Genomic DNA, 12,841 nt, shown 5'->3' with positions numbered 1-12,841 from the left:
ATCAACCCCCGCTCACTTGCACTCGACTTTCAATGGCTACAATTTCACCAAGCTGTCCATTTTTGATGTTTGCTGCATTTGCTTCATCAATATCGATATGCATTTCAAGTTTGTATTTTGGTGAAACACGAATAAGTACATTTGAAAAAATAACTCCGCGTTCACCCTCGACTCTTACTTGAACACGATCTCCGTCAGAAACACCAAAACTTTCACCATCACTTATATGCATATGAATATGGCGAGCTGCACAAATCAAACCCTCATTAATCGTGACTTGTCCTCGGGGTCCTTGAATCGTAATAGCCTCTGATCCTTTAATATCACCGGAGTTACGAATAGGAGGTTTTACACCTAATGTAAAGCCATCAAATAAGGATACTTCCACTTGTGTACTTCCCCGAGCAGGACCAAGAACTCGGACATTTTGAATCTTACCCTTAGGACCAATCAATGTGACTGTTTCCTTTGCTGCAAATTGATTGGGTTGTGACAAATCCTTCAGCTTGTTTAATTGATAACCTTTTCCAAATAATCTGTCCACATGTTCGGGCGATAAGTGAATATGCCGGTTCGAAGCTGCTATAGGTATTTGCTTTGGTTGTTTTAGAGTGGCTTTGACAATCTCTTCAACTAGTACTCTAATTTTTTCTTTATCCATTAATGCTAATCACCTCCCATTTCGAGTAAAGCCTTGGCAGTATATTGGTCGGTTATGAGAACATTGGCATGCTTGCCCTTTAAGGCACCAAAGATCCCATCAATTTTTGAATTTCCTCCTGCAATAAGAATGCCAAACTCTTTTTCCGCTAAATGGGAGAGCTCAATACCGATTGTTCGATCATTTAAAGCTTCATGGCTTATACGCCCTTCAATATCAATAAATCTAGAGCATATATCCCCAACCGTATTATTCGCTCTGAGAATTTCTACATCATTGTCTAAAAAATAGCCTGCATGCATCAAAGTAGAGTTTTCCCCCGGCTCACCCACTGTAAAAATAGCAATGTTTGCCTGTTTCCCTAGTTCTAATATTTTGTTGACATGCCTGTCCGCAATGATTGCTTGCTTGACAACAATGTGGTCAACAACAGCAGGAACAGGTAAAAAATGAGGTGTCGTATGAAATGCATTGGCTAATCCATTGATAATTTCTGAAGCATAAGTATTTGACTCTGAGTAACTCACCCCACCATTAAGCTGGACAACAGTGACATCCTTCACGTTCTTAGGCTGCAAATTTTTCACTAGTTGAAAAAGGGTTGTTCCCCAAGTAATTCCAATGGTATCGCCGCTTTGGACAATGTCATTTAAGTAACCCGCGGAAACTTCTCCTAGCTTATCTTTTATCAGTTCATCTTCGTACTCAGGGATTGGAGCGACAATACAATGTTTTAATTGAAAAAGCTCCTTAACCTGTGCTGCGAGTTCCTGAACATCCTCAGCCGGATCACATATTTTAATATGAACAACGCCTTCCTGGACGGCTTGCATCAAAAGCCTTGAGACGGTGGGGCGGGAAATACCTAACTTTTTCGCAATGTCCTGTTGACTATAGTCTAATTGGTAATACAATTTAGCCACTTCAACGAGGCGCGAAATTTTTTCATCCGCCATAAGTACATTCACCTAATCTTAAATAATATGAAAATTTGAAACTCCCTTTCTTTTCAAACAAGTAAACGGTTACATCTTTGATAAAAAAATAAAGATAAATGAAATTATGTAAATCTTGGATGAACATTTGCCAATTTAATTATAACCGATGCTCCATTTCTGTCAATCACTCTTTCGGAGTATTTCGACATTTTTTTCTCTTGATTATAGAATTGACCTAGATATTTCCTGTTATGTCCATTTCGTGAACATTTTCTTTCATGAAAAAAAGAACATTTGTCAGTTACAAAATGTAAGGTGACAAATGTTCTCATATATCTTCTATTCAATTTTTCTCAGGGCCTCTGTAAGTGTTTTAGTGATAAATTGTAGATCCTTGTGCTCAATATTCAATGGTGGCGCTAAGGTTAAAACATTGTTAAAACCAGCTACCGTTGCTCCATTCTTACCGATTAATATCCCTTCCTGCTTACAATAGGCAATAACTTGATTGACCCTTTCAGCGTCCAAAGGATCCTTTGTATTTTTATCTCTAACTAGTTCAATCCCAATTAACAAACCTTTTCCACGAACATTCCCTACATAGGGATGATCCTGGAGAAGATTAGTTAAATCATTTAATAACTGTTCACCTAGGTCCCTTGAACGATCAAACAGTTCTTCCTTTTCCATAATTTCAAGATTTTTCAAAGCAAGTGCGCAAGCTGCTGGATTTCCACCGAAGGTATTCACATGACGGAAGTAATCATATTCCTCCGATCCTTTAAAGGCTTCATAAATCTCTCTTCGGACGGCAGTCGCTGAAAGTGGTAAATAGGCGCTTGTAATCCCTTTGGCCATGGTAATAATATCTGGTTTTATACCGTAGTTCATAAAACCAAATGGTTTACCTGTACGGCCAAAGCCGCATATAACCTCATCCACAATTAGAAGGGCACCGTGTTTTTCACAAACCTCTTTTGCTGCCTTCATATACCCATCTGGTGGAACAAGAACTCCTCCACCGGTAATAATTGGTTCCATAATCATAGCAGCAATCGTCTCACTTAATTCCCAAGTCATTGTCCGATCAATTTCTTTTACAGAGGAAAGTTCCCTTGCATCTGTCACATTTGTATCGTCTCGGTAGGAATCCGGTGGTGAGACGTGAATGAACCCTGGTGCAAGTGGTTCATATTTGTATTTCCTTTGAGCCTGCCCTGTTGCAGCTAAAGCCCCCATAGAGTTTCCGTGATAAGCACGGTAACGGGAAACGATTTTATAGCGATTATTTTCACCCTTTTGCTGATGGTATTGGCGTACAATTTTAAAGGCTGTTTCGTTTGCCTCCGACCCGCTGTTTGAAAAAAAGATGACGTATTCATCGCCAAGTAATTCATTTAGTTTTTCAGCTAATTTTATAGCTGGTACATGGCTTTGTGAAAGTGGAAAATATGCCATCTCTTTTAATTGTTCATATGCGGCTTCAGCCAGCTCAGTCCTGCCATAGCCGACGTTCACACACCACAGTCCAGCCATCGCATCTAAATAGCGTTTACCATCTGCATCGGTTACCCATGAACCTTCAGCTTTTGACGCAACAATCGTTGCCTTCGGATTATATGGCTTCATCGAATGCCAAACATACTTATCATCCTGCTCCAATAACGTCTCATTCGGTCGACTTGTTTGAACCATCTCGTATACCCCCAATTCTTTAGATGGTGCCTGACACCAAAAGTATTATAGATACCATGTTTATGCGTCAAACCTTGAAGTAATCATTTTTTTACGTGTATAGAAGTTTAGCCCGTCTTTTCCGTTGACGTGAAGGTCACCATAGAATGAATCCTTCCAGCCTGAGAATGGGAAAAAGGCCATTGTTGCTGGGACCCCAACGTTGATACCAAGCATCCCTGCGTCTGCTTCTTCACGGAACTGTCGAACCGCTTTTGCATTATTTGTATAGATGGTTGCACCATTTCCATACCTAGATTTTCGAATATATTCCAATCCCTCGTCTAAGTCCTTTGCTCGTAGTAAGCTTAAGACAGGAGCAAAGATTTCGTCCTTTGCAATTGTCATATCAGGGGTAACACGATCAAAGATGGTAGGTCCTAAGAAGTTCCCTTCTGGAAGTTCATCCATCTCTCTTCGGCCATCCCTGATTAAATCAGCACCTTCAGAAATTCCCTTTTCAATGTAAGTGAGTACTTTATCACGATGTTCTTTACGAATAATAGGAGTTAATAATACCTCATCGTCCATACCATTTCCGATAATTAATTCATCCGCCTTTTTCTTTAATGCTGCTACAAACGGCTCATTGTCTCCCACCACGACAACGGCACTACATGCCATACAGCGTTGACCTGCACTGCCAAATGTAGAACTGATGATATGTTGTACCGCCTTATCCATATCGGCATCTGGCATAACTATGTGGTGGTTCTTTGCTCCGGAGAGTGCTTGAACACGTTTTCCTTCTGCTGCAGCACGCTCATATACATACTTTGCGACCGGTTGTGAACCTACAAAGGAGATTGCTGCAATATCCTTATGTTCTAGTAAGCCGTTAACCACATCGTGTGCACCATGCACTACATTTAAAACCCCATTTGGTGCTCCTGCCTCAGTAAAGAGCTCGGCTAATCGATTAGCTAAAATAGGTGTCCGTTCAGATGGCTTTAATACAAAGGTGTTTCCACATGCAACGGCTAGTGGGAACATCCATAGAGGCACCATCATTGGGAAGTTGAATGGAGTAATTCCGCCAACAACACCTAATGGGTAACGGAACATTTCTGAATCGATATCCTCCGCAATACCAGATAAGGTTTCACCCATCATTAAAGTAGGAGCGCCTGAGGCAAATTCAACACACTCGATACCACGTTGAACTTCTCCATAAGCCTCTTTGTAAGCCTTTCCATTCTCTTGAACAATCAATCTAGCCAATTCCTCATGATTTTCTGTTAATAAATAGTGATATTTAAATAGAATCCTAGCACGCTTTGGTACAGGTACGTTTTTCCACTTTTTAAATGCTTCCTTAGCTGCGCTTACAGCAAGATTTACATCTTCTTTTGAAGACACTGGGACCTTAGTGATTACTTCATTCGTGGCTGGATTAGGGACATCTAGGGTTTGCACACTGTTCGAACTTACCCATTCACCGTTAATAAAATTTTTAAGTACTATTGTTTCGTTTTTTGTTACGCTCATGTTTTATCCTCCTCATTCTTCAAATATAATTGTAAAATTCGGTTAATTTATAACTTATACTCTTATTATCTCGAAACTACTTCCCGCATTCATTAGACATTCCGTAAAACATAAAGAAGTATTTCTTCGACAAAATGAACATGTTCCTAGGTTTAAAGCACCTGATTTATTTTCTTTGGCTGAGAGGCGGCCAAGTAATCATAAACAAGTAGCATGAATTCAATAGCTATCCGTTTTTCATGTTCCATAAAGTCCTCTCCTAACAAATTCTCAAGCTTTTGTAAACGATGATAGAGTGTCTGTCTAACTATAAAAAGCTTATTGGAGGTTTCTTGTTTCGAACCATTACATTCTAAGTATGCCTTTAATGTCTCTAGCAACTTACCATTATATTTTTGGTCATACTGAATCACTGGTTGAAGGTATTCAGAGGCAATCTCCTGTAAATCAGTATGTTTACTCATTTGCGAAATCAGACGATATAAATGTAAATCTTCATAAAAATGATAAATTTGTTTATTTGTCATTTTTTGCTGAATCCGAAGAGTCTCTTTTGCCGTTTGATAGCTCTTATGTATGTCATCGAATGCTTGAATAAATTTACCAGCAGCAATAATAAGCTTTGCAGAACTCTGTTTTCTAACGAATTCTGAGTCCTGAATGGAATCAATGGACCTTTTAATTCGTTCCTTAAGATTTTTCTTCGGTCGATTATTTAGAAGGATAAAGGTAATTTCATTTCGTTTTTCCACAAAGATAACAGCAAACCCATTCTGTTCGAATACAGAACGAAATAATAATTTTAAATAGGTAACATCCTGACTAAGTTTATCTTTAAAGGAAATGAGTTTGGTAATTAAGACTGCTGCATCACTCGATTTTGTTTTTATCCCATTTTCAATTAGATATTCGTGTATGTCCTCAAGTGCATGCTCGCCCTCTAACCATCCATGAAGCCATTCATATTCTTCCACTCGCTTTTTTTCCTCAACAAACAAATCTCTTAATAAATGCTGAGCTAATGCGGTTGCTGTTCGGTCTAGAATCAACAAATCATATTCACTAACGGGAATAGCCTCTGAATAGATAAACAATTCAGCGTATTCTTGACCGAATAAAAAAATGGGCGAGGATGCAATCCATTCACATGGTTGTGTCTTTGATTTTTCTAACTGGTTAATAATTGCAATTTGTTCATTGCGGTTGATCTCAGGCACAAATTCATGCTCATTGTCCTTCAGTCGAAAGATGATTTGCAGATCTAGTGCTGAAAATATAAATTGAAGAATATCTTCATATGTTTCAATCGTTAATAATCGTTTATTTAAGCTTTGAGAATAATTCTCTAAATCAGATATCTTTTGATATTGCTGATTAATAATGGTCGAATGAAGATCCTGCGTGATTTCAACGAACAGAACTTCCTGTTGAAATACAATAATAGGGAATTGATGTTCATCTGCTAATGAAGTTACTTCGCCCGGTATCTCCGTAATATATGTTCCTATTTCAATACATAATCCAGCAGCCTTGTTTTCGATTAACTCTTTGACAAGTGAGACAAATAAATCGACATGATCTTTCCAAGCAACACCTGTGGATAAAATTAGCTCGTTCCCATTTAACAGATTACGGATACTCGTTACTTCAACGACATGAACCCATTTAACAATTCGATGGATTCCTCCCTCACCTGCAATAACTCTGGCATGTTCAAAATGCTTTCTTTTAAAAACATCTGCAACCGTTAACTGAAAGTGTTCTTTCATAGATTTATCTCCTTAAATATTAAGAAGTTAATAGTAGCAAAGAAAGGATTGGCACTTCCACCAATCCTTTTCTTTCAAATGTAATTTCTTAGATTTCTTGATTCTGTTTGATTAATAAACTTGAAAAATATTTTCTTGCATTTGCTGTACCAATATGAAGTGTTTCAGTTACGTTTCCACTTGGATGTACGAAGTCAACCGAAGCGCCATTTAAATGCTCTCTCACACCGCTTATCCTGCATCCTTTTTGGATGAGAAAGTCAATTTTATCTCTTTCATCTAAAAATTGTTGATGCTCTGACATCCTATCCATCCCTCCAATAAGCCTAATTTAGTATAAATCAACATTATTAGGAATTTCTTCAATGACAGCTTCGTAGGCATTTTCCTCGATTACCCAATCGCGGCCAACAGATATACCTAAATATTTTTCATCACTTGGATCTTCAATTTCTGCTTGACGATACTTTTGGAACCACCAGTATTTTGCTAGAACATAATAGATTCCCGCACCAACTAGGAATCCTACTAAGAAACCATAATTCGGTACAAAATAAGATGCTACAGCTCCAATTACCCAAGCAATAAAACCTGCTAGATTCACTCCGCCCATGTATTTATACTGACCTTTGTCTTCGTATAATTCTGGCACATTTACACGTCGTTTACGCAGCAGGTAATAATCAGCAAACAGGATACCGACAATCGCTGAAAGAATCCCACCTACAAAGAGTAAAATAGGAATAATAACCCCAAATAATGTCCACGGCTGAACGATTGTTCCAACAACGCCGGCTGTGATTACTCCTGCCCAAAATGGAAACTTTGGACCACCTACATTTGAGAAAATTGTTGCTGCCGGAACCACGTTTGCTGCAGTATTTGTAGACCATTGAGCTAATACAATCATTAATAATAAAATAGCTAGGATAAATCCGCCTGCTGCTTTTTGTAGTGCCACAACGGGGTCATAATTTAATACAGCAATATAAGAAACGGCACCAATGATAATCATAAAGGTCTGAGTTAATGGCATTGCTATAAGATTGCCAATTAATGAGCCTTTATTTCGCTTAAACCAATTCTTTTCATTAATAGGTGCTTTAATGAAACGAGAAATAGAAGGAATATCCGCACTTAATGTAGCCCAAAAGCCCATGTTACTAAATATAACAACTAAAAAGGCTGAAAAAGCTGCACCACCTGTAACTGGTGATTCCACCCAGCTCCAAACATCTCTTCCTGCACTTGCTGCCTGATCCGATAATGTCACATACATCCATAATGAAATAATAAGAATAATAGGGGCCGCTAAATCGGCAAACCGTTCAATAGATTTTATTCCAAGGGCCGTATTGACTAATTGAACGACGGCAAAAATAAGGAAACAAACAAACCAATTATCAAAGCCAAATAAAATATTTAAAATACCATTCATCGCTGTTGCACCAAAATAGGTATTTATACCAAACCACATTGATGCTGTTACACCACGGGTGATCGATGGGATATGAGTGCCAATCGTCCCAAACGGTGCTCTCATATAAACAGGAAAAGATATACCATGTTCGATTCCAATATCCGCAATTAAAGAAATGAAGAAACCAATCGCGAGACTTCCAATCACAGTTGCGAGAATAACCCATGGCAATGATAGGTTAATTACTCCTGCGCCGCCTATTGCAAACGTTGCAAGTACAACGACCATTCCTACCCACATGAACGAATACCCTAATCTAGTAATCGTCCGGTCTTTTTGATGAATTGGTAATAAATCTGGTGATTTTAAATGGCTTTTTTTCATGTAAACACTCCTTGTTTCGGTTTAATTTTATAGAATGTACCATCCCAAAATTCAAACAACCGACAAATAAAATAAAAAATAATAAAGGGAGCAACTGCTCAGAAACTGAGCAATTGCCGGAGTGTAGTGCAACTATTGATGGAGACTTGAGCTGTAATAGTTGTTAGATTGATAGGGTTTCACCTTGGTTTAGCGTAGTATTCAAATTATATTTTGCTCTCTTTAAATATTGACCAGATCCTGGTTTACCAACAAACTGTTTGTCGCGAACAACATACTCCCCGCGTACTAAAACAGAAACAGGCTCACCTGTAACCTTCATTCCTTCAAAGGCATTATAATCAACGGCCATATGATGGGTTTCTGCAGATATTACTCTTTCAACATTCGGGTCAAAAATAACGAGGTCTGCATCAGCACCAATGGCAATAGTCCCTTTCTTTGGGAATAATCCGAAGAGCTTGGCAATACGTGTTGAAGTAATATCAACAAACTGGTTCAGACTAATTCGCCCTTTCTTCACCCCCTCAGAAAATAATATGGATATACGGTCCTCAATAATTGGGCCGCCATTCGGGATTTTGGTGAAATCATCCCTACCTAAATCCTTTTGTCCTTTAAAATCGAATGAACACTGATCAGAACCCAGTGTCTGAAGTTGTCCGCTCTTCAGGGCGTTCCATAAAACTTCCTGATTCCACTTTTCTCTAAGTGGCGGCGACCAAACATATTTTGCTCCCTCAAAATTAGGTTTTTCTAAATAGCTTTGATCAAGAACTAAATATTGTGGGCACGTTTCCCCCCATACATCAAACCCTTTACTGCGTGCTTCTGCAATTTTTTCAACGGCATCTGCGCAAGATACATGGACTACGTATAATTGCGAGTTTGCTAGTCCCGTTAGCTTGGCTGCACGGCCTGTGGCTTCTCCTTCAAGTTCAGGTGGTCTTGTTAGTGCATGATAAATCGGTTCAGTTTTTCCTTCCTCGAGAGCTTTCTTAGTTAAATAATCAATAACATCTCCGTTTTCTGCATGTACCATAACTAAGCCGCCATGTTCCTTCGCGGTCACAAGTGTTCGGAATAGTGTTTCATCATCGGCCTGAAACACATTTTTATAAGCCATAAATACTTTAAATGATGTAATTCCTTCCTCACTAATTACCTGTGGAAGTTCATTTAGGACTTCCTCGTTGATTTCTGAAATCATTAAATGGAACCCATAATCGATTACTGCTTTTTCCCTTGATTTATTATGCCAGGTTTGAATCGCATTTTTCAGAGGTTCCCCTTTATTCGTTAAGCAGAAATCAATTACCGTAGTCGTCCCCCCAAAAGCAGCAGCAATTGTTCCGGATTCGAAATCATCCTTTGTGACAGTTCCGCCAAATGGCATATCTAAGTGAGTATGTGGATCAATACCCCCTGGAAAAACAAGACAGCCTTTCGCATCAATAACTTCCGCTCCGATAGAAGAGAGATTGGTACCAATTTGTGTTATTTTCCCATCTTCAATTAAGACCTCTGCATGATACGTATCTGTTGCTGTGACAATTGTTCCGTTTTTTATAATTTTCTTCATCACTTTTCCCTCCTAATCTATTTTTATTTAGCTACGTCTGCTTTACATTCAAGTGCACCATTCAATACAGCTTGACGATCATTCCAAGTCATTGGAGGCATTTCTCTTGCTGCCTCTACCATATCGATAGCCCCATCTACAGGACATACAATCGAACATAGATTACAGCCCACGCAATCTTCTTCCCTAACCTTCAAGTAGCTTTTTCCATTTTCGTCTTTCAGCATATCAATACACTGGTGAGAGGTATCTTCACAAGCGATATGGCACTTATTACAATTAATACAAACTTCTGTATTAATTTTTGCAACAATATTGTAGTTAAGGTCTAGGTTACCCCAGTCAGAATATCTTGGTACAGATTTTCCAATAATATCGGTTACCGAGGCAATTCCTTTACTATCTAAATAATTATTAAGTCCTTCAATCATGTCCTCGACAATGCGGAAGCCATGATGCATTGCTGCCGTACATACCTGAACACCAGTTGCACCCATTAACAGAAATTCTACTGTGTCCTTCCAGTTGGAAATTCCGCCAATACCAGAAATAGGTACATTAATATGCGGGTTTCGTGCACATTCTGCTACCATATTTAAAGCAATTGGTTTAACTGCAGGTCCACAATAACCCCCATGTGCTCCCTTTCCTGCCACATGTGGAATAGTATTCCAGGAATCAAGGTCCACTCCCATCAAACTATTAATGGTGTTAATCATACTAATGGCATCCGCACCGCCATTACATGCAGCTTCAGCAGTAGCCGTAATATCGGTAATATTTGGTGTTAATTTGACTATTACAGGTGTTTTAGCCACTTCTTTCACCCAATAGGTTTGACGCTCTACTAAAGCAGGTACCTGCCCAGAGGCCGCTCCCATACCCCGCTCTGCCATTCCGTGTGGACAACCAAAATTTAATTCAAGTCCGTCGACCCCTACATCTTCCACACGCTTAACAATTTCATGCCATTTCTCTTGTTTTGGTTCCACCATTAACGAAGCAATAATTGCATGATTTGGGAATCGCTTTTTAGTTTCATAGATTTCTTTTAAGTTCACTTCCAATGGTCTGTCGGTAATCAACTCTATGTTATTGAAGCCAGCAACCCTTTGTCCGTTAAAACTAACAGCAGCAAATCTAGAAGAAACATTCAAAATAGGATCTCCTAATGTTTTCCAAACCGCTCCTCCCCATCCAGCTTCAAATGCTCTCTGTACCTGATAACCCGAATTGGTAGGAGGTGCTGACGCCAGCCAAAATGGATTAGGAGATTTTATCCCTGCAAGATTAATACGTAAATCGGCCATCGTAATTTCTCTCCTTTGCATTCAAATAAGTACTATGCAGATCCAACAACTGAAAATTGCTTGTGAATAGCATAAGCAACATTCTTCCCTTGTTGGGCTGCGGTTACGACCATTGCGTCCCCTTTTCCTTTACCAAATACAACATCACCACAGGCGAATATTTTCGGATTGGAGGTTTGGAATGTTTCCTGATTTACTTTTACAACCCCGCCTTCGTGCTGAAGGCCAAATTTATTAATCAGCTCCAGATGTCTTGTTTGCCCGATTGCTTTCACTACTGCATCAACCGGTAAGATGTGTTCAGACCCTTCAATTTCAACTGGTCTACGTCGCCCATCCTTTTCTGGTTCACCAAGCCTCATCTTGATACACTCAATTCCCTTTACATTCCCAGCTTCATCACCAATGAGCCTTTTCGGTGCGGTTAACCATCGGAACTCGACACCATCTTGCTTAGCGAATTCATACTCAAAATCATAAGCTGTCATTTCATCTTCCGTTCTTCGGTATAGGATTTTTACGTTTTCAGCCCCTAAACGAACGGAGCATGTTGCACCGTCGATAGCTGTATTTCCAGCACCGATAACGACCACTCGTTTGCCGACAAATTCCTTGGATAATTGACCACTTTTAGTAGCCTTGACAAATTCAATAGCATCATAGACACCATTTAAATTCTCACCGTCAATACCAAGGTTCGGTACATGAGCCATACCAACTGCTAAAATAACAAAATCAAAGTTTTCCGTGATTTCTTCAACGGAGATATCTTTTCCCACCATTGTGTTGGTTTTTATTTTTACATTTAATTTTTCTACTTGTTCTACTTCCCAGAAGGAAATCGTTTGCGGTAAGCGAAAGGAAACGATACCGTATGTGTTTAATCCACCCGCTTTGTCTGCCGCTTCAAATATGGTCACGTCATATCCTAATCTAGCTAACTCTCTAGCCGCTGATAATCCAGCAGGTCCACCACCAATGACAGCTACTGTATGACCATTTGAATCACCTGGCTGGAAAAGTGTCTGTTCATTTCTAATAGCCCAATCTGTCGCATACCTTTGCAGATTGCCAATCATTATTGGTTTTGTTGAATGATTTAGGACACAAGCTCCTTCACAAAGTTCTTCTGTGGGACAAACTCTTGAACAACTTGCACCTACTGGATTTGAGGACATAATGGTTTTTGCTGAGCCTAGTAAGTTTCCTGAGGCAATTTTTTTAATAAAGGTTGGAATATCAATCCCTGTCGGACAGGCTTTAATACATGGGGCGTCATAGCAATAGAGGCATCGATTGGATTCTTCAACCGCTTCATTGTTTGTTAGACCTTGTTCCACCTCTAGAAAATTCTTTTCAAGATCGGAAAAGGATATACGCTGCATTTTTTCGTTTGGCAAAGAGAAGTCCTCCTTTAACATGTAAAATTCATTTCCAATTACATTTAACATGAAAAATTAAAAATGAAAGCGCTTTAAAAACATTGTTCTTTTGTAATGGATTTTGGAATATCACCAGCCTCCTTCTCCTTACGTGTGTATTTTGCAGAAAATTC

The 12,841-nt window shown here is 39.1% G+C and carries 10 protein-coding genes; all 10 read right to left on the bottom strand.

Features of this window, described 5'->3' with window-relative positions; translation table 11 throughout:
* Position 1: 1 nt before the first annotated feature.
* Positions 2-661 (bottom strand): phosphate propanoyltransferase, encoded by a 660-nt coding sequence (pduL, locus tag QFZ87_RS14455; RefSeq protein WP_309862484.1) that lies wholly within the window; start codon positions 659-661, stop codon positions 2-4.
* Positions 662-666: 5 nt separating this feature from the next.
* On the bottom strand, positions 667-1,617 hold the full coding sequence (locus QFZ87_RS14450; RefSeq protein ID WP_309867883.1) for a DNA-binding transcriptional repressor DeoR: 951 nt from the start codon (positions 1,615-1,617) through the stop codon (positions 667-669).
* A gap of 321 nt (positions 1,618-1,938) precedes the next feature.
* On the bottom strand, positions 1,939-3,294 hold the full coding sequence (locus tag QFZ87_RS14445; RefSeq protein ID WP_309862481.1) for an aspartate aminotransferase family protein: 1,356 nt from the start codon (positions 3,292-3,294) through the stop codon (positions 1,939-1,941).
* Positions 3,295-3,354: 60 nt separating this feature from the next.
* A complete protein-coding gene (locus tag QFZ87_RS14440; RefSeq protein WP_309862478.1) occupies positions 3,355-4,821 on the bottom strand; it encodes a CoA-acylating methylmalonate-semialdehyde dehydrogenase in 1,467 nt (488 codons plus the stop codon).
* Between the two features lie 152 nt (positions 4,822-4,973).
* Positions 4,974-6,590 carry a PucR family transcriptional regulator gene (locus QFZ87_RS14435; protein WP_309862476.1) on the bottom strand — a complete coding sequence of 539 codons (1,617 nt, stop codon included), beginning with the start codon at positions 6,588-6,590 and terminating at the stop codon, positions 4,974-4,976.
* Positions 6,591-6,678: 88 nt separating this feature from the next.
* On the bottom strand, positions 6,679-6,894 hold the full coding sequence (locus QFZ87_RS14430; protein WP_309862474.1) for a hypothetical protein: 216 nt from the start codon (positions 6,892-6,894) through the stop codon (positions 6,679-6,681).
* 27 nt (positions 6,895-6,921) lie between these two features.
* On the bottom strand, positions 6,922-8,394 hold the full coding sequence (locus QFZ87_RS14425) for an NCS1 family transporter (RefSeq protein WP_309862472.1): 1,473 nt from the start codon (positions 8,392-8,394) through the stop codon (positions 6,922-6,924).
* Positions 8,395-8,557: 163 nt separating this feature from the next.
* Positions 8,558-9,976: a dihydropyrimidinase gene (hydA, locus tag QFZ87_RS14420; protein WP_309862470.1), complete on the bottom strand. Its 1,419-nt coding sequence runs from the start codon at positions 9,974-9,976 to the stop codon at positions 8,558-8,560.
* Between the two features lie 23 nt (positions 9,977-9,999).
* On the bottom strand, positions 10,000-11,286 hold the full coding sequence (gene preA / locus QFZ87_RS14415; RefSeq protein WP_309862467.1) for an NAD-dependent dihydropyrimidine dehydrogenase subunit PreA: 1,287 nt from the start codon (positions 11,284-11,286) through the stop codon (positions 10,000-10,002).
* 32 nt (positions 11,287-11,318) lie between these two features.
* Positions 11,319-12,671, bottom strand: coding sequence for an NAD(P)-dependent oxidoreductase (locus QFZ87_RS14410; RefSeq protein WP_309867880.1), 1,353 nt, complete (start codon positions 12,669-12,671; stop codon positions 11,319-11,321).
* Positions 12,672-12,841 lie beyond the last annotated feature (170 nt).

Source organism: Bacillus sp. SLBN-46 (assembly GCF_031453555.1).
GTDB lineage: Bacteria > Bacillota > Bacilli > Bacillales > Cytobacillaceae > Neobacillus.
The sequence above is the reverse complement of the archived record's forward strand: the minus strand, read 5'-3'. Positions and strand labels throughout refer to the sequence as shown.

Excerpts from the sequence above, each read along its gene's own strand:
- QFZ87_RS14410 (WP_309867880.1), bottom strand. The coding sequence starts at position 12,671 with ATGCAGCGTATATCCTTTTCCGATCTTGAAAAGAATTTTCTAGAGGTG.
- QFZ87_RS14445 (WP_309862481.1), bottom strand. The coding sequence starts at position 3,294 with ATGGTTCAAACAAGTCGACCGAATGAGACGTTATTGGAGCAGGATGAT.
- QFZ87_RS14450 (WP_309867883.1), bottom strand. The coding sequence starts at position 1,617 with ATGGCGGATGAAAAAATTTCGCGCCTCGTTGAAGTGGCTAAATTGTAT.
- pduL (WP_309862484.1), bottom strand. The coding sequence starts at position 661 with ATGGATAAAGAAAAAATTAGAGTACTAGTTGAAGAGATTGTCAAAGCC.
- QFZ87_RS14435 (WP_309862476.1), bottom strand. The coding sequence starts at position 6,590 with ATGAAAGAACACTTTCAGTTAACGGTTGCAGATGTTTTTAAAAGAAAG.
- QFZ87_RS14430 (WP_309862474.1), bottom strand. The coding sequence starts at position 6,894 with ATGTCAGAGCATCAACAATTTTTAGATGAAAGAGATAAAATTGACTTT.
- QFZ87_RS14425 (WP_309862472.1), bottom strand. The coding sequence starts at position 8,394 with ATGAAAAAAAGCCATTTAAAATCACCAGATTTATTACCAATTCATCAA.
- preA (WP_309862467.1), bottom strand. The coding sequence starts at position 11,286 with ATGGCCGATTTACGTATTAATCTTGCAGGGATAAAATCTCCTAATCCA.
- hydA (WP_309862470.1), bottom strand. The coding sequence starts at position 9,976 with ATGAAGAAAATTATAAAAAACGGAACAATTGTCACAGCAACAGATACG.
- QFZ87_RS14440 (WP_309862478.1), bottom strand. The coding sequence starts at position 4,821 with ATGAGCGTAACAAAAAACGAAACAATAGTACTTAAAAATTTTATTAAC.